The following is a 17226-nucleotide window of genomic DNA, read 5'->3' on the forward strand; positions in this document are numbered from 1 at the left end:
TTAGGAATTGTTAGGGAATGTTGCGGCTATGTGCGGAAACATCCTGTTCAGCACGGGACTTCATTCCAACCCAGGGCTGCCTGCCACCCGGGCCGCCCGAGGACGACAAGGGGCCTGCCATGACCATACCCAAGGGCGATTTTGCATTCCGTTCCGATCCAGCCGATGACCGATCGCAACCGGACGCCGCCGGGGGCGAGGCCTGCCAGATGACCGGCGATGCGCAGCTGTATCTGCGCCATGTCGAACAGGGCATCCCGATCCGGGCGCTGGCGCGCGAGACGGGGTGCCACGCCTCGACCATCCTGCGCCGCATCCGCCGGTTCGAGGCACGGCGCGACGATCCGTTGGTCGATGCGGCGCTGGCGGCACGCAATGCGCGGCAGGATCGGATCGATGCGCGCCAGACCCTGCGGGTGCTGCGCCGTCTGTCGGAACCGGGGGCGGCGATGGCGTCAGCGCCCGGCATGGACAAGGCGATCGTCACCCGCGACGATATCCGCACGGCGGTGCTGGACCGCGCTCTGGCCGAAACCATGGCGCTGAAGGGCTGGGTCGTGCAGACGCGCGGCGCGGGCCGGGTCCATCGCTATGTCATTGCGCCTGCGGGACGCGAGGCCCTGCGCGGCATGCTGCGATCGCCCCGCCAGCGCGATGCCTTGCCCGATCCGTCCGATTTCAGCGATGCCGAACGGGTTGCCGAACCCGCGATGGGAATGGCCGAGGCGCAGGCGGGCTTTGATCATGGCGACAGGCATCGGATCTATGAAAACCGGGTGATCGACGATCCCCAGACCGGGCGGCGCCGTCATGCCCGGGTGAACATCGCCGAAAGCCCGCTGCTGTCCATGGCGCGGCGGCGGGACACGGACGGGCGCCCGTTCCTCAGCCCCGAGATGGTCTCGGCGGGCGAACGGCTGCGCGAGGATTTCGAGTTGGCGCAGATGGGGCCGCGCGTCACCCAGAACTGGGACGGGTTCATGACCGCCGGGATCGATGTGTCGCGCGGCGGATCGGGCTTTCGCGGCGGGTCGGAAAATGCCCGCGACCGGGTGGCGCTGGCGCTGCGCGATCTGGGACCGGGCATGGGCGATATCGCGCTGCGGGTCTGCTGCTTTCTGGAAGGTGTCGAGATGACCGAACGGCGCTTGGGCTGGTCGGCGCGGTCGGGCAAGATCGTGCTGCGTCTGGCGCTGATGCGGCTGGAACGGCACTATACCGAAATCTATGGCAAGGGCCGTCCGCTGATCGGCTGACCGAAAAAGGGGCGCCCGACGGGCGCCCCTTTCGTCGATGCGTGGCCGACCTTACTCGGCGGCGTGCTGATGCTCGCGCGCCTTTTCGGCCCGTGCGGCGCGGATGCCCGCACCATAGGCCGGGCTGATCGCGTCGAAATGCGCCAGCGCCACGTCCAGAATGCGTTCGTCCGACACACCCTCCATCGCGGCGGCCAGGTTCTTGTACAGACGCCCGCGTTCCTCGGCGGTCAGCACCGTGTCATGCAGCGCGCGGACCTGCGTGTAATCGTCCATCTGCTGCTGGTGCGGATGACGCCCGGCCTCGCCCGAGATGCGCAGCGGAGGCTCGGCGAAGGACGGATCCTCGACCGCGCCGCCAAAGCTGTTCGGCTCGTAATAGGCGTCCACGCTGCCGGACTGATGGCCCATGAAATTCATCTGGCCGTCCTTGTGATAGTGATGCACCGGACATTTGGCGGCATTCACCGGCAGATGTTCGTAATGCGTCCCCAACCGATAGCGATGCGCATCGGCATAGCTGAAGACACGCGCCTGCAGCATCTTGTCGGGCGAATAGCCGATGCCGCGCACCTTGTTCGACGGGCTGAAGGCCGCCTGTTCGATCTGTGCGAAATAGTTGTCGGCATTGCGGTTCAGCGCGAATTCCCCGACCTCGATCAGCGGAAAATCCGAATGCGGCCAGACCTTTGTCAGATCGAAGGGATCATAGGGGGTCTTTTCGGCGTCCAGTTCGGGCATGACTTGAACCATCATCTTCCAGCGGGGGAAGTTGCCATCCTCGATCTTGCCGAACAGAGCCTCCTGGTACCCTTCGCGATTGTGGCCGATGATCTCGGCAGCCTCGCCATTCGTAAAGAACCGGTGCCCCTGCTGGGTCTTGAAGTGGAACTTGACCCAAAAGCGTTCCCCGGCCGCATTCCACAAGGAATAGGTGTGGCTGCCATAGCCATTCATGAAGGTCGGATCCTGCGGCAGGCCCCGGTCCGACATCAGGATCGTCACCTGATGCAGCGATTCGGGCTGCTGGCCCCAGAAATCCCACATCGCCGTCGCGCTGCGCATGTTGGTGCGCGGATGACGCTTTTGCGTATGGATGAAATCGGGAAATTTCAGCGGATCGCGGACAAAGAAAACGGGCGTGTTGTTGCCCACCATGTCCCAGTTGCCCTCATCGGTATAGAACTTGAGAGCAAAGCCGCGCACGTCACGTTCGTGATCGGCGGCGCCCGCCTCGCCTGCCACGGTCGAGAACCGCGCCAGCATGTCGGTCGTCTTGCCGACCTGCGTAAAGATCGAGGCGCAGCTGTACTGGCTGATATCGTTGGTCACGGTGAACGTCCCGAAGGCGCCCCAGCCCTTGGCATGAACGACCCGCTCGGGGATGCGCTCGCGGTTCTGATGGGCCAGCTTTTCCAGCAACTGGTAATCCTGCATCAGCAGCGGGCCGCGAACGCCCGCCGTTTCGCTGTTCTGGTTCGAGGCGATGGGCGCCCCGCCTGTGGTGGTCATGCGCGGGCGGCCGGTCTGGTCGTGCTGGCTCATGAGATGCTCCCTTATGGCGAATTCAGATTGAAGGATGACCGATCCACGCGATAAAGAGAAATCGGAAATTCTGCTGAACACGATCAGGTAACCTTATGAACATCACCCTGCGCCAGCTGCGCTATTTTCTGGCTTTGGCCGACGCCGCGCATTTCACCCGCGCCGCCGAGGCGATCCATGTCAGCCAGCCCGCGCTGTCCATGCAGATCCGCGCGCTGGAGGATATGGTGGGCGCGCCTTTGGTCGAACGCACCAGTTCCGGTGTGGTGCTGACCCCGCAGGGCCGGGCGCTGCAGGCCCATGCGGGGCGCGTGCTGCAGGCTATGACGGATCTGGAACAGGGCTTGCGCAGGCCGGGGCAGGGGGGGCGGCTGATGCTGGGGATGATCCCCACCGTCGCGCCCTATCTGCTGCCCGAGGCGCTGCCGGTCCTGCGGGCCCGCGATATCGGCCGAGATCTGCATCTGCGCGAAGCACAAACTGAACGCCTGCTGGAGGAGCTGGCGCAGGGCCGTCTGGACGCCATCGTCGTGGCCAGCCCCCCCGAGGATGCGCGGGTCGAGGCGGTGCCCCTGTTCACCGATCATTTCCTGCTGGCGGGCAGTGCCGCGCGGGTAGCCGATCTGCATGCCCGCGCCGTGGCGCCCGATGCGATCGATCCCGGCACGCTGGACCCCGGTCAGTTGCTGCTGCTGGACGAGGGGCATTGTCTGGGCGATCAGGCGCTGGAGGTTTGCGGGCTGAACCGGCGCAGCGCGCGGCTGGATCTGGGCGCGGCGTCTCTGGCGACGCTGTGCCGGCTGGCGGCGCAGGGGATGGGACTGACCTTTCTGCCCGAGATCGCCCGGCGTCAGGAACTGGCCGCAGCCCCGGGCCTGACCGCGATCCGCTTTGGCGATCCGCAGCCCGCGCGTGAGGTGGTGCTGATGCGCCGCGCCTCGACCCCCGCGCAGGGCTGGTTCGACGATCTGGCGGCGGTGCTGTCTGCGGCGGCGCTGCCCTTGTTGGGGGATGATCCGCGCGCATGACAAAGGGGCCGCGATTCGTCGCGGCCCCCCGGTCATGGTGGCATCGGATCAGGCGGGTTCGGACACGCGTGCGGTCTGCAGCCAGCCCATCACCGCCTCGGGTGCCGAGGCGCCATAGGGGTCGTCGGCGCAATCGTCGCAGCGGCCCGGCTCTTCGAACCACGCTTCGACCACGCCGTCATGGATGACGGCGGCATAGCGCCAGCTGCGCGCGCCAAAGCCCAGATTGTCCTTGCGCACCAGCATGCCGACCTTGTCGGTGAATTCGCCCGAACCGTCGGGGATCACGGTGACGTTCTGCAGGGCCTGCGCCTTGGCCCATTGGTTCATGACAAAGCCGTCATTGACCGACAGGCAATAGATGGCATCGATGCCCAGTTTCTGCATGTCGCCGAACGCGGCCTCGTATCCCGGCAGCTGATAGGTGGAGCAGGTCGGCGTAAACGCCCCGGGCAACGAGAACAGGACGACCCGCTTGCCCGCGAAATAATCGGCGGTGGTCACGTCCTGCCAGCGATAGGGATTCGCGCCACCGATGGCGTCGTCGCGGACGCGGGTGCGAAAGGTCACGTCGGGCAATCTGGTTCCGGGTGTCATCAAAGCTCCTGTCGGTCGGGCATCGCCATGCGCGATGCGGGCTGGTCCTCCCTTCCGCAAAGGTAACGCCGCACTGCGGCAAGGGCAATGCCGCAGCCGCATCCGGGGCCGCCAAATGGCCCCGCACATGGCAGCCATGTGCGGGGCGCTGCGGGGATGCGTTGCCAAGCCTGCGAAAAGCCCCTATTTCTGTGGCAACCGCGACCGAAAGGACCATGACCTTGCGCGACCTCACGATCCCGGACCAGCGCCACCCCGAAAAGGCGCATCGTCCCGACCAGACCCAGCCCAAAAAGCCGGACTGGATCCGCGTCAAGGCGCCCACCTCGGCGGGCTACAAGGCCACGCGCGATCTGCTGCGCGAACACCGCCTGTCCACCGTCTGCGAAGAGGCAGGCTGCCCCAATGTCGGCGAATGCTGGAGCCAGGGCCACGCCACCATGATGATCATGGGCGAGATCTGCACCCGCGGCTGCACCTTCTGCAACGTCGCCACCGGCAAGCCCACGACATTGGACGCGTTCGAGCCGGGCCGCGTCGCCCATGCGGTGGCCAAGCTGGGCCTGAACCATGTGGTCATCACCAGCGTCGACCGCGACGATCTGGACGATGGCGGGGCGGATCATTTCGCCCAGACCATCCGCGCGATCCGCCACCGCTCGCCCGGATCGACGATCGAGGTTCTGACCCCCGACTTCCTGAAATCCAAGCCCGGCGCTCTGGAAACGGTCGTCGAGGCGCGGCCCGATGTCTTCAATCACAATCTGGAAACGGTGCCGGGCCTGTATCCGACCGTGCGTCCCGGCGCGCGCTATTTCCATTCGCTGCGCATCCTGCAGCGGATCAAGGAACTGGACCCGACCATGTTCACCAAGTCGGGGATCATGGTGGGTCTGGGCGAGGATCGTCAGGGCGTGTTGCAGGTCATGGATGACATGCGCGCCGCCGATATCGATTTCATCACCATCGGCCAGTACCTGCAGCCCAGCCCCAAGCATCACCGGGTCGACCGTTTCGTCACGCCCGAGGAGTTCGCGGGCTATGAAAAGGCCGCCTATGGCAAGGGGTTCCTGATGGTCTCGGCCACGCCGCTGACGCGGTCGTCCTATCACGCGGGCGACGATTTCGCGCGGCTGCGCGATGCGCGGCTGGAAAAGCTGGGCCGGGCCTGAGGGCAGGGGGCTTGAGGAGCACGATGCCCCTCATATCCTTCTTGCAAATCGGTGCGGCTGGAATTACGCCTCGGCCCTAAGCGATCCGCAGGGATCGTGCCGGAAGGGCGCCCAAGGCTTTGGGGGCGTGGCGGAATGGTAGACGCGACGGATTCAAAATCCGTTTCAGCAATGAGTGCCGGTTCGAGTCCGGCCGCCCCTACCACGCCCTTCCACAAACACATTCGTTAAGATTTTTTGGCCCCGTGGGAACAAACTCCCGGGGCATTTGTTTGTCTGACGAAGGTGATAAGACACCGATGAAAGGACATTAAAATGGCTCAGAACCCCACCGCAGACGAAATCAAGCGTGACGCCCAATCGGCCGCCAACGAGGCAAAGCGTGACGTTCAGGACGGCGCCCGCCGTGTGGCCGACGACGTTCGCGACACCGCGCGCGATCTGGCCAACAATTCGGGCGCCGTGCGTCTGAAGGACAAGGGTGCCGCGCTGGCTGACGATGCGCTGGAAACCGGCCGTCAATATGTCGACAAGGCGCGCGAGACGTCCCACGAATATGCCGACAAGGCCCGTCACGAGGCCGAGCGCCTTTACGAAGCCGGTCAGCAGAAAGCCACCGAGGTCGCGCATTACGCCGAAGAGCGTTATGACGAAGTGTCGGAAATGGTGCGTCGCAACCCGGCTCAGGCCTTGGGCATCGCGGCTGGCATCGGCTTCCTGGTCGGCCTGCTGATCTCGCGTCGCTGAGGTCGGACATATGTTCGATTTCGCCCGACGCATTCAGCTGGCTGTCGGCGATACGGCACGGCGCGCGGCTCTCAAGGCCGCCGCCGGGCTCGCCGGCCTGATCGGGGCCGGTTTTCTTTTGGCCGCCCTGTGGTCGTTTCTGGCGACCGAGCTTGACTGGGGTGCCGCCTTGGCGTCACTGACCATCGGCGGTGTGCTGGCCTTGATCGCGGCGATCCTGATCGGGATGTCATCGCGGCGCAAGCATGTGATGCCAACGACGGATGACCTCAAGCGCGAGGTCGAGGCGCGGGTGTCTTTGGCAACCGATGCTGCCGTGACCCGTGCTAGGACCGAGGCCACGCGGATGGTCGAACTGGCCGAGACCAAGGCGCATTCGTTGATGGACAGCGCCACATCGCGCGCCACCAAACTGGTCGGCGACACCGAGAACAAGGTCTTTGGCAATGTTCGCGGTGCGGCCCGCGCCGTTGGTCTGAGCAGCGAGAACCTGCGCTTGGCCGAGCGTCGTCTGCGCGATGGCAAAGAGCAGTTGAGCCAGGCGTCCAGCAGCAATGCTGGCAGCGTGGCCAAGCTGGTCGGTGCCTTTGCAGTCGGCGTGACCTTGGCTGCAAAACTGCAGGAAGGCCGTCAGCGCGACGCGGAATATGACTATGACCGCGACGACCTGATCTGAAACCACCCCGATCCACCACGACAAAAGGGCGCCCCGGAAGGGCGCCCTTTTTTGGTCCGTCCGGCCCCTGTGTCGGGGCAGGGGCCTGTCAGGCGTTGGCTTCGCGGATCTTTTCAGCGGCGGCCTGATCGAAGACGACACCCTGCTTGCTCAGCAGCTGGTCCAGCTCTCCGGACAGGGTCATCTCGGTGATGATGTCACAGCCGCCGACAAATTCGCCCTTTACGTAAAGCTGGGGGATCGTCGGCCAGTCCGAAAAATCCTTGATGCCCTGGCGGATATCGGCATCCGACAGCACGTCGATATCCTGAAAGGGCACACCCATATAGTTCAGCACACCCGCCACGCGGCTGGAAAACCCGCATTGCGGCATCGCCTTGGTGCCTTTCATGAACAGCACGACGTCATTGCCGTCGATCAGGGTCTGGATGCGGTTGTTCACGTCACTCATCATGACACTCCTTCTGGTCCGAGGCCCGCATGCAGCGGGCCGTTTTGTCAGTGCGCGGGCAGGGGGCGCGTCACGCGGGGGCTTTGGTCGTCAGGGCAAGGGCATGCAACTCTCCGGCGGGGCCATCCATCTTTCCTTGCAGGGCGGCATAGACGGCGCGCTGTTGCTGCACGCGGTTCATGCCGCGAAAGCTTTCATCGATGACCTCGGCCGCATAATGGTTGCCGTCGCCCGCCAGATCGGTGATCGTGATCCGGGCATTGGGGAATGAAACCCGGATGAGGGCTTCGATATCATGCGCTTCCATGGCCATTGCGTGATCCTTGTTGTCCTGAGAGAGAGATAGGGGATGGCGTCTGGCCCCGCAAGGCCGACAGGAAAACGGCGGCGCCTTGCAGGGCACCGCCGTCGTCCATTTGCTGCGAAAATGGCTTATTGGGTCGCGCTGACCGCACCCACGGTGCCGCCGACAACCGCACCGACGGGTCCACCGACAGCCGCGCCGCCCAGACCGCCGGTGGCCGCGCGCTCTCCGACCGTGGTGCCGCAAGCCGACAGCAGCAGAACGGCGGCGCAAAATCCGGTTTTCACATAGGTCATGATGTCATTCCTTTGATACATTCGTGATCGTCACATAGGAAACAGACGCGGAACTGCGGCAGAGGTTCCGGATCAGACCGTACAAAGCTGTCCGGGCGTGGCCGCCGCGCCGCATTGCGGGACCGGTCGCGCAGGGATGGCATATTTAAACAGAATAATCTGTATTATGTATCAAAATGGCTTATCCCAGATCGCAGACCCACCATTTCGCGGCTTGTTCCGGCCTGTCCGATATCCCAAGATCGACGGGATTGTACCGGAGGATGTCATGGCCGTCTCGCCCCCAGTCTGCGATTTCGGAGCGTCATGGCATGATTTCTTGCTGCCCGATGGCGCCGGACGGATGCATGGCCGCGATATGATTGCCGGGCCGAACGGCACGCTAATCATGTTCATCTGCAACCATTGTCCCTATGTCCGCGCGATCATGGACCGCATCCTGCGGGACGCACATGATCTGATGGATCAAGGTATCGGGGTCGTCGCGATCTCGGCCAATGATGCCGATAGCTACCCAGAGGACGGCCCGGAGCACATGGCCCGGCTGGCCAAGGCAAAGGGGTTCCGCTTTCCCTATCTGCATGACGCCGATCAGACCGTGGCGCGGGCCTATGGCGCCGAATGCACGCCGGATTTCTTCGGCTACAACGCCGACGGCCAGCTGCAATATCGCGGGCGGCTGGATGCCTCGGGGCGCACTGCCGGTCCGCCGGGCGCGCGGCGCGAGCTGTTCGAGGCGATGATGCAGATCGCCCGGACCGGCGCGGGTCCGCGCGATCAGGTTGCCTCGATGGGATGTTCGATCAAATGGAAGGCTGCGTGATCATGAACCGACCCTGCCCGATTGTCTTTGACCTTGATGGGACGCTGATCGACAGCGCGCCCGATATCCATGCCTGCGTCAACGCGGTGCTGCGCGAAAACGACATCGCGCCGCTGCCGCTGGACAGGGTGCGCAGCTTTATCGGCGGCGGGGTCGATCTGTTATGGACCCGCGTAATCGCCGCCTGCGCGATCGAGCCTGTGCATCGGCCCGCGCTGATCGCGGCCTTCATGGCGCGCTATCACGACGCGACGGCGCTGACACGGCTGTTTCCCGGCGCGATCGAGGCGCTTGGGCGATTGGCGGATGCGGGCCATCCGCTTGGGCTGTGCACCAACAAGCCGATGGCGCCGACCCGGGTGGTGCTGGATCATTTCGGCCTCAGCCATCTGATGCCGGTGGTGATCGGCGGCGATTCCCTGCCGCAGCGCAAACCCGATCCGGCACCGCTGCGGCTGGCGCTGGCGCAGCTGGGTGCGACGGGCGATGCGCCCCGTGCGCTTTATGTCGGCGACAGCGAATTCGACGCCCATTGCGCGGCTGCCGTGCCGGTGCCCTTCCTGATCTATTCCAAGGGCTATCGCATGACGCCCATCGACGAACTGCCCCACCAGGCGGTCTTTGACCATTTCGACCAGTTGCCCGGGCTGGTTGCGGCCACGATCGCGGGTTCGGATGTGTCTGCCCCTTAGGCGCGGGATCGGCCCGGCTTGACAAATGTGCCGGAAACCCGGCAGGTCAGGGCTGTCCGTTCCTTGAAAGGCCCGCTTATGGATCTGCGCCAGATCAGCCCGACCCTTGCCGTGTCCCCGCAGATCCTGCCCGAAGACGTGCCCGCGCTGGCCGAAGCCGGGTTCAAGGTTCTGGTCAACAACCGCCCCGATGACGAGGTCGAGGCCGGGATCGATCATGACGCCATGGCCAGGGCTGCGGCTGAGGCGGGCATGACATACCACTATCTGCCGTTTCATCCGGGCCAGATCACCCCGAAGCTGATCGCCGATTTCGGCGCGGCGCTGGTCGGTCAGGGTCCGGTCATCGCCTATTGCCGGTCCGGCAATCGCAGCACGGTTCTGTGGGCACTCAATCAGGCAGGTCGCCTGCCCGAGGATGAGATTTTGCAGACCGCCGACAAGGCCGGCTATGATCTGTCGGGCGTCCGCCCGCTGATCGCGTCGCTGGCCAGCCGCAAGGGCTGACCGGATGGGCAAGGGGGCATGCCCCCCTGCCCCACAGCAGATCAGACCGGCACGTCGAATGCGCGCTTGACATTCGCAGTCCAGCCCAAGGTCTTGGTATCGCCCGCGCGAATCGTCGGACGTTTCATGACGCTTGGCTTGTCGCCCATCATCGCGACCGGATCAGCGGCGCGCTCATCCTCGGACATGCCGCGCCATGTCAGGCTGGCGCGGTTGATGATCTTGTCGCCGAAATCCTCGACCAGAGCACGGCGCTCGGCTTCGCTCAGCGGCTCCGAGGCGACATCGCGGAACTGCACCTGCCAGCCCTGATCCTGCAGCGCCGTCTGTGCCTTCTGGCAGGTCGAGCAATGGGACAGGCCGAACATCGTCAGCGTTTTGGACATGGGCGAAACCTTTTCAGATCAGGGGCACAATCGGCACGTTGCAGGCAGTCAGCGCAAGCGTGGCCAGCAAGGCAAGGGTCAGGCGCATCGGGTCATCCTTTCGACGTATGATCCCCGACACATCCCACTGCCGCCCGCCGGTCACAAGGCACAATGCGGCAGGCTGCACATTCCGGGGTCACAGATCGTCCCCCGGTCCATGCAGGCTTTTGCGCACCCGCCGCATCGCCCACCAGACGATCAGCACGGCCACCGGTGTCAGCCCGGCCACCAGCAGCGATTTGTCCAACCCCGTCATTCCGGCGACCGGTGCCAGCGCATAGGACAGCAGCCCCACCGCGTAATAGCTGATCGCGACGACAGACAGGCCCTCGACCGTGTGCTGCAGGCGCAGCTGCAGGTCGGCGCGGCGGTCCATGCGGTGCATGATCTTCTGGTTCTGGGCGCTGCGTTCGACATCGACGCGGGTGCGCAACAGCTCGGACGCGCGGGCGGTGCGTTCCAGCATGGTGGCCAGCCGCTGTTCGGCGGATTTGGCGGTGCGCATCGCGGGCAGATAGCGGCGGCGCATGAATTCGCTCAGCATCTGGCGGTCCAGAAACCGGGTCTCGCGCAGCACGGCGATGCGGTCCTGCACGATCGCCTCATAGGCCGAGGTGGCGCCGAAGCGGAAGGAATGCTGAACCGCCTGCGCCTCGAGTTCCGCCGAGACGCCCAGCAGGCTGTGCAGCACCTCGTCGGCGGGCTGGGCGTCATCGCCCATCGATTCCAGGATCGCGGTCAGGCGCGGTTCAAGCTCGTTCAGGCGACGGCTGAGACCGCGCGCGCGCCCCAGACCCAGCATCGACATGGCGCGATAGGTCTCCAGCTCGACCAGCCGGTGGACCAGCCGCCCGGTCCGCCCCTCGGACGTGCCGGGGCGCACGAAAACGGCAAAGCGCATCCAGCCATCCGCGTCGATGCGGAAATCGCCCGCGACCATCGCGGCCTCGTCCAGCACCCAGATCGCGGCCATGCTGTCGCGGGCAAACCAGCTGCTGATCCGCTCCATCGCCTCGGCGGGATCGTCGGGCAGATGATCGACCTGCACCATCACCGCCGCCACCCGCTTGCCCGGTGCGGCGCGCTGCCATTCCTCGGAAAAGACGGCACCCGCCGAGGGATCGAAGGGCCGGATCGGCAGGCCCGGCGTGGTGGCCATATAGGTCACGAATTCGGTGTGGCTTTCCCATTTCAGGTCATGGCGCCCCAGCTTGCCCTGATAATGGCTGTCCTCGGGGTCGGGGCGCGGGCCACCATGGCGGTCGACCAGCTGGGACAGATGATCCATGTCCAGCGCCCGGTCGCGATTGGCGGCATCGCGCGGTTCCTTGAAGGCCACGAAGGCCGCCGTCGAGGGCACGGTCATCCGGGGCGAGGGCCGCGCATGCAGTTCGTTGACCAGCGCATAGCGCAGCGGATGTTCGGTCGCCGGACCCATGGCTGTTCCCCTCTGGACGTCTTTCGCGCAGTTGACCCCGGCGCGCTGCCGGGCGCAAGCCCGCAGCCCGGACAGCTTTATCGAAAACGCCCGCCGGACAGGGTCCGGCGGGCGCGACAGGCGCATGGGGCCGCCCTTGTCAGTCGATCATCGGCAGCAGCTTGTTGATGCTGTCTTTCGCATCGCCATAGAACATCCGTGTGTTCTCCTTGAAGAACAGCGGGTTCTCGATGCCGCTGTAACCGGTGCCCTGACCGCGCTTGCTGACGAACACCTGCTTGGCGCGCCACACCTCCAGCACCGGCATTCCGGCGATGGGGCTGTTGGGATCGTCCTGCGCCGCCGGGTTCACGATGTCATTGGACCCGATGATGATGACGACATCGGTCGAGGGGAAATCCTCGTTGATCTCGTCCATCTCCAGCACGATGTCATAGGGCACCTTGGCCTCGGCCAGCAGCACATTCATGTGGCCGGGCAGACGCCCCGCGACCGGGTGGATCGCGAAACGCACCGTCTTGCCTGCTGCGCGCAGCTTACGCGTCAGCTCGCTGACGGCACCTTGGGCCTGCGCCACGGCCATGCCATAGCCCGGCACGATGACGACGCTGTCGGCCTCATTCAGGGCCGACGCCACGCCGTCGGCATCGATGGCGATCTGTTCGCCCTCGATTTCCGCCGCAGGCCCGGTCTCACCGCCGAAACCGCCCAGGATCACGCTGACGAAATTGCGGTTCATCGCCTTGCACATGATATAGGACAGGATCGCGCCCGAACTGCCCACCAGCGCACCGGTCACGATCAGCAGGTCATTGCCAAGCGTAAAGCCGATGGCCGCAGCCGCCCAACCGGAATAGCTGTTCAGCATCGACACGACGACCGGCATGTCGGCCCCGCCGATCCCCATGATCAGGTGATAGCCGATGAAGAAGGCCAGCAGGGTGATCACGATCAGCCAGAAGACGCCCGGCCCCACGCCGGTGAAATAGAGAATGCCGAACAGCACCGCCAGCGCCAGCGCGCCCGCGTTCAGCATATGCCCGCCGGGCAGCTTCTTGGGCTTGCCATCGACCCGGCCCGACAGCTTGGCAAAGGCCACGACCGATCCGGTAAAGGTCACCGCGCCGATGAAGACGCCAAGGAAAACCTCGATTTTCAGCATGGCTATTTCGGCAGAGGTCTTGCTGGCCAGCAGGGCGGCAAAGCCGGTCCAGACCGTCTCGACCCCTTCCAGACGGGCGCGCATGACGCGGGCCAGCTCGATCTGGGCGTTGAAGCCGACAAAGACCGCCGCCAGACCGACCAGCGAATGCATGGCCGCGACCAGCTGCGGCATCTCGGTCATCTGGACGCGCTTGGCGACGATCCAGCCGCCGGTGCCGCCGATGACGATCATGACCAGCGACAGGAACCAGTTGCCCGCGCCGGGACCGAACAGCGTAGCCAGAACCGCCAGCCCCATGCCGGCGATGCCGTACCAGATGGCGCGCTTGGCGCTTTCCTGTCCCGAGAGCCCGCCAAGCGACAGGATGAACAGGACCGATGCGACCACATAGGCCGCGGTGGTGAATCCGTATTCCATTGTCCCGATCCCTTACGACTTCTGGAACATGGCAAGCATGCGCCGGGTGACCATGAAGCCACCGAAGATATTGACCGATGCCATCAGCACCGCCAGCGCGCCCAGCACCATCACCCAGCCCGAGCTGCTGCCGATCTGCATCAGCGCGCCCAGAATGATGATCGAACTGATCGCGTTGGTGATTGCCATCAACGGCGTATGCAGCGAATGCGCGACGTTCCAGATAATCCGGAAGCCCACGAAACAGGACAGCACGAAGACGATGAAATGCTGCATGAAGCTGACCGGAGCGACCATGCCGATCAGCAGCACGACCAGACCGCCGCCGACCAGCAGCTTGATCTGGCTGGCGGTGTCGGCCTTGAAGGCCGCAGCCTCGGCGGCGCGGCGCTCGTCGGGGGTCAGCTCCTTCTTTTTTTCCTTGGGCTTTTGCGCCGCGATGGCCGCGATCTTGGGCGGCGGGGGCGGCCAGGTGATGTCGTGATCATGCACGACCGTCGCGCCCCGGATCACGTCATCCTCCATGTTGTGGTTGATGACGCCGTCCTTGCCGGGGGTCAGGTCGGCGATGAAATGGCGGATGTTGTTGCCATACAGCTCGCTGGCCTGCGCCCCCATGCGCGAGGGGAAATCGGTATAACCGACGATGACCACGCCGTTTTCGGTGACATGCCGTTCATCCGGAATGGTCAGGTCGCAATTGCCGCCCTTTTCGGCGGCCAGATCGACGATGACGCTGCCGGGCTTCATCATCTCGACCATATCGGCGGTCCACAGCTTGGGCGCATCGCGCCCGGGGATCAGCGCCGTGGTGATGACGATGTCCATCTGCGGGGCCAGTTCGCGGAACCGGGCCAGCTGCTTTTCGCGGAATTCGGGGGATGAGGGCGCGGCATAGCCGCCGGTCGCGGCACCGTCCTGCGTGGGCTCGTCGAATTCCAGATAGACGAATTCTGCGCCCATCGATTCGATCTGCTCGGCCACTTCGGGGCGCACGTCAAAGGCATAGACCTGCGCGCCAAGGCTGACCGAGGTGCCGATGGCGGCCAGACCCGCCACGCCCGCACCCACGACCAGAACCTTGGCCGGGGGCACCTTGCCCGCCGCCGTCACCTGACCGGTGAAGAACCGGCCAAAGTTGTTGGCAGCCTCGATCACCGAACGATAGCCGGCGATATTGGCCATCGACGACAGCGCGTCCATCTTTTGCGCGCGGCTGATGCGGGGCACCATGTCCATCGCGATGGCGGTGATGCCCTGACCCTGAGCCTGCGCCAGCAGTTCGGGATTCTGCGCCGGATAAAGGAACGAGATCAGCGTCTGCCCGCTGCGCATCTGCCCCATCTCGGCGGGTGTCGGCTGGCGCACCTTGGCCAGCACATCGACCGCACCGACCAGCTCGGCTGCGGTGGTGCAGATGGTGACGCCGGCCTTGCGGTAATCCTCGTCCGAAAAGCCCGCCCGGACGCCCGCGCCGCTTTCCAGCAGCACCTCGTGGCCCAGCTTGCCCAGATGCCCTGCCGAGGCCGGGGTGATCGCCACCCGCGCCTCGCCCGCAAAGCTTTCCTTCAATGCGCCAATCTTCATGGCAATTCCTGCCCCCCGGCTTGTTAACCCCGTAATGGCCAGACACATAGCATCGCGAAAGATTGTTTCACAAGGTTCGCCTGCCGCATTCGCGCAGGAAAGCCGCATGCCCGCCACAGCCGTCACATCTTTCGCGCGCAAACGAAAACGGCCCGGATGCGGGTGCATCCGGGCCGGGTCGGTCAGGTGATCGGGACGATCAGTTCGCCGGTGCGGGCGTCGTCGTCGCAGGCGCGTCGGTTGCATCCGTCGCGGGCGCGTCAGTCGCCGGAGCGGGTTCCGGGGTGACCGGGGCCGGGGCGGGCGTCGTGGCTGCGGGCTCTTCGACGCTGACCGCGTCATCGACTGCGTCAGAGGCGCTGCTGGCGGCGTCGGATGCGGCATCGGCGGCGCTGCTGGCTGCATCGGATGCGGCGTCAGCCGCGTCCGATGCCGCTTCGCTTGCGCCCTCGACTGCCGATCCGGTGGCGTCGGCGGCATCGCTGGCAGCTTCGGCGGCGCTGTCGGCTGCGGCTTCGGCATCGGCTGCCGCATTGTCGGCGGCGGCCTCGGCTTCGGCAGCGGCAGCATCGGGTTCCGCGTCAGGCTCGGCGACGACGGCGGGCGTGTCGGGGGTGGTCGGCGCCTCTTCGGTCGTCGTCACGGTGGTGGTGTCGCCTTCGACAACCGTCGTGTCATCGGCCATGAACCGCTGCAGAACGAAATAGGCCAGCGCCAATGCCAGCAGAACGCCGATGATCAGCGGCAGGGCGGACGACTTGCGCTCGACCGGCTCGACATAGGTTTCCTTGTGATCAACACCGGGTTTCGGGCGGTTCGGATCGTTGGGATCAAAGCTCATGCTGGCCTCCATTGCAGACTGTATCGTGGACCGGTTCAGGTCGCGCGAACCTGTGCCGCGTGCCCCATGGGCTGTCAACCGCCAAGGACACACGCCGCAGCTTGCGAGCCGGTGTTCAGGCGATTAACACCATGGGCAGGTCAGGGTTCCGCCCAGGCCCCATAATTCACAAGAGGCCGCCGCCCATGTCCGCCACGAATCCCCAGCCCGTCCAGCATCTTGCCGATTACCGGCCCTGGCCGTTCGGGCTGACCGAAACCCGGCTGGACCTGACGCTGGCCCCGCGCGACACGATCGTGCGGGCGGCGCTGGACCTTGCGCCGCGCGACGCGTCGGACCCGCAGGATCTGGTGCTGGACGGTGGCGCGGGCCTGCGCCTGCAGGCGCTGCGCATCGATGGGCAGGCCCCCGATCCGGTCCATGTCACGCGGACCGACGAACAGCTGATCATCGCCGCCGCCGCCCTGCCCCACGCGCCCTTCACGCTGGAAACCGAGGTGGCGATCGATCCCGCCGACAACACCGCGTTCGAGGGGTTGTATCTGTCCGGCGGCATGTTCTGCACCCAATGCGAGGCCGAAGGTTTTCGCCACATCACCTTCTATCCCGACCGTCCGGACGTGATGACCACCTTTCGCGTGACCCTGCGCAGTGCTTTGCCGGTGCGGCTGTCGAACGGCAATCCGGTCGGCGATGCGGATGGCGTGGCCGAATGGCACGATCCCTGGCCGAAACCCGCCTATCTGTTCGCGCTGGTCGCGGGCGATCTGGTCGCGGTCAGCGACCGGTTCACCACCCGGTCGGGCCGCGATGTGGCACTGAATGTGTGGGTCCGGCCCGGCGATCAGGACCGCGCCGGTTTCGCGATGGAAAGCCTGATCAAATCCATGCGGTGGGACGAGGACGTCTATGGCCGCGAATATGATCTGGACGTGTTCAACATCGTCGCCGTCGATGATTTCAACATGGGGGCCATGGAAAACAAGGGGTTGAACATCTTCAACTCGAAACTGGTGCTGGCCTCGCCCGAAACCGCCACCGATACGGATTATGAACGGATCGAGGCGGTGATCGCGCATGAATATTTCCACAACTGGACCGGCAACCGGATCACCTGCCGCGACTGGTTCCAGCTGTGCCTCAAGGAAGGGCTGACCGTCTTTCGCGACCAGCAGTTCACCTCCGACATGCGATCCGCGGCGGTCAAGCGGATCGAGGATGTGCAGACCCTGCGCGCCCGCCAGTTCCGCGAGGAT

19 protein-coding genes and 1 tRNA gene are annotated in these 17226 nt (G+C 65.0%); 10 read left to right on the plus strand and 10 right to left on the minus strand.

Translation table 11 applies throughout. The annotated features are described in order from the left end of the window. Nucleotides 1–119 precede the first annotated feature (119 nt). Nucleotides 120–1256, plus strand: a complete 1137-nt coding sequence (locus tag EG885_RS10995; RefSeq protein ID WP_379106905.1) for a DUF6456 domain-containing protein — start codon at nucleotides 120–122, stop codon at nucleotides 1254–1256. 51 nt (nucleotides 1257–1307) lie between these two features. Here EG885_RS10995 and EG885_RS11000 read toward each other — a convergent pair whose 3' ends face one another. Continuing rightward, entirely contained in the window at nucleotides 1308–2801 is a 1494-nt protein-coding gene (locus EG885_RS11000) for a catalase (protein ID WP_131574527.1), read from the minus strand. Nucleotides 2802–2896: 95 nt separating this feature from the next. Between EG885_RS11000 and EG885_RS11005 the strand changes: the two genes are divergently transcribed. Further along, nucleotides 2897–3829: a hydrogen peroxide-inducible genes activator gene (locus EG885_RS11005; protein ID WP_131574528.1), complete on the plus strand. Its 933-nt coding sequence runs from the start codon at nucleotides 2897–2899 to the stop codon at nucleotides 3827–3829. Between the two features lie 48 nt (nucleotides 3830–3877). Here the strand turns inward: EG885_RS11005 and EG885_RS11010 are convergent, their stop codons facing one another. Then, entirely contained in the window at nucleotides 3878–4426 is a 549-nt protein-coding gene (locus EG885_RS11010; RefSeq protein WP_131574529.1) for a peroxiredoxin, read from the minus strand. Between the two features lie 215 nt (nucleotides 4427–4641). Between EG885_RS11010 and lipA the strand changes: the two genes are divergently transcribed. The 4 genes from lipA to EG885_RS11030 all read left to right on the plus strand — a co-directional run bounded on the left by lipA (nucleotide 4642) and on the right by EG885_RS11030 (nucleotide 7021). Then, nucleotides 4642–5598, plus strand: a complete 957-nt coding sequence (gene lipA, locus EG885_RS11015) for a lipoyl synthase (RefSeq protein ID WP_131574530.1) — start codon at nucleotides 4642–4644, stop codon at nucleotides 5596–5598. A gap of 121 nt (nucleotides 5599–5719) precedes the next feature. Beyond that, nucleotides 5720–5803 (plus strand) — tRNA-Leu (locus EG885_RS11020). 110 nt (nucleotides 5804–5913) lie between these two features. After that, nucleotides 5914–6345, plus strand: a complete 432-nt coding sequence (locus tag EG885_RS11025) for an ElaB/YgaM/YqjD family protein (RefSeq protein ID WP_131574531.1) — start codon at nucleotides 5914–5916, stop codon at nucleotides 6343–6345. Nucleotides 6346–6355: 10 nt separating this feature from the next. Beyond that, nucleotides 6356–7021, plus strand: coding sequence for a phage holin family protein (locus tag EG885_RS11030; RefSeq protein ID WP_131574532.1), 666 nt, complete (start codon nucleotides 6356–6358; stop codon nucleotides 7019–7021). Nucleotides 7022–7109: 88 nt separating this feature from the next. Here EG885_RS11030 and grxD read toward each other — a convergent pair whose 3' ends face one another. The 3 genes from grxD to EG885_RS22710 all read right to left on the minus strand — a co-directional run bounded on the left by grxD (nucleotide 7110) and on the right by EG885_RS22710 (nucleotide 8072). Continuing rightward, nucleotides 7110–7472: a Grx4 family monothiol glutaredoxin gene (gene grxD, locus EG885_RS11035; protein WP_131574544.1), complete on the minus strand. Its 363-nt coding sequence runs from the start codon at nucleotides 7470–7472 to the stop codon at nucleotides 7110–7112. Nucleotides 7473–7542: 70 nt separating this feature from the next. Continuing rightward, on the minus strand, nucleotides 7543–7785 hold the full coding sequence (locus EG885_RS11040; protein WP_131574533.1) for a BolA/IbaG family iron-sulfur metabolism protein: 243 nt from the start codon (nucleotides 7783–7785) through the stop codon (nucleotides 7543–7545). A 119-nt stretch (nucleotides 7786–7904) separates the two neighbouring features. Then, the gene (locus EG885_RS22710) at nucleotides 7905–8072 is read right to left on the minus strand and encodes a hypothetical protein (protein WP_165571112.1); all 168 of its coding nucleotides are present in this window, start codon (nucleotides 8070–8072) and stop codon (nucleotides 7905–7907) included. A gap of 268 nt (nucleotides 8073–8340) precedes the next feature. On the opposite strand from EG885_RS22710, the gene EG885_RS11045 reads away from it, so the two are divergent. From EG885_RS11045 to EG885_RS11055, 3 genes are all read left to right on the plus strand, one after another. After that, the gene (locus tag EG885_RS11045) at nucleotides 8341–8895 is read left to right on the plus strand and encodes a thioredoxin family protein (RefSeq protein WP_131574534.1); all 555 of its coding nucleotides are present in this window, start codon (nucleotides 8341–8343) and stop codon (nucleotides 8893–8895) included. 2 nt (nucleotides 8896–8897) lie between these two features. Continuing rightward, nucleotides 8898–9587, plus strand: coding sequence for a phosphoglycolate phosphatase (gene gph / locus EG885_RS11050; RefSeq protein ID WP_131574535.1), 690 nt, complete (start codon nucleotides 8898–8900; stop codon nucleotides 9585–9587). Between the two features lie 78 nt (nucleotides 9588–9665). Next, on the plus strand, nucleotides 9666–10094 hold the full coding sequence (locus EG885_RS11055; RefSeq protein WP_131574536.1) for a protein tyrosine phosphatase family protein: 429 nt from the start codon (nucleotides 9666–9668) through the stop codon (nucleotides 10092–10094). 41 nt (nucleotides 10095–10135) lie between these two features. Here the strand turns inward: EG885_RS11055 and EG885_RS11060 are convergent, their stop codons facing one another. The 5 genes from EG885_RS11060 to EG885_RS11080 all read right to left on the minus strand — a co-directional run bounded on the left by EG885_RS11060 (nucleotide 10136) and on the right by EG885_RS11080 (nucleotide 15970). Continuing rightward, entirely contained in the window at nucleotides 10136–10480 is a 345-nt protein-coding gene (locus EG885_RS11060; protein WP_242679614.1) for an arsenate reductase family protein, read from the minus strand. Nucleotides 10481–10658: 178 nt separating this feature from the next. After that, nucleotides 10659–11960: a DUF3422 family protein gene (locus EG885_RS11065; protein ID WP_131574537.1), complete on the minus strand. Its 1302-nt coding sequence runs from the start codon at nucleotides 11958–11960 to the stop codon at nucleotides 10659–10661. 139 nt (nucleotides 11961–12099) lie between these two features. Beyond that, nucleotides 12100–13542, minus strand: a complete 1443-nt coding sequence (locus EG885_RS11070) for an NAD(P)(+) transhydrogenase (Re/Si-specific) subunit beta (RefSeq protein WP_131574538.1) — start codon at nucleotides 13540–13542, stop codon at nucleotides 12100–12102. Nucleotides 13543–13554: 12 nt separating this feature from the next. Then, entirely contained in the window at nucleotides 13555–15129 is a 1575-nt protein-coding gene (locus tag EG885_RS11075; protein ID WP_131574539.1) for a Re/Si-specific NAD(P)(+) transhydrogenase subunit alpha, read from the minus strand. A gap of 199 nt (nucleotides 15130–15328) precedes the next feature. After that, the gene (locus tag EG885_RS11080; RefSeq protein WP_207392261.1) at nucleotides 15329–15970 is read right to left on the minus strand and encodes a hypothetical protein; all 642 of its coding nucleotides are present in this window, start codon (nucleotides 15968–15970) and stop codon (nucleotides 15329–15331) included. Between the two features lie 185 nt (nucleotides 15971–16155). Between EG885_RS11080 and EG885_RS11085 the strand changes: the two genes are divergently transcribed. Next, nucleotides 16156–17226 (plus strand): M1 family aminopeptidase (locus tag EG885_RS11085; protein ID WP_278248479.1); only part of this gene is annotated, 1071 nt, incomplete at its 3' end.

Source organism: Paracoccus nototheniae (genome assembly GCF_004335005.1).
GTDB lineage: Bacteria > Pseudomonadota > Alphaproteobacteria > Rhodobacterales > Rhodobacteraceae > Paracoccus > Paracoccus nototheniae.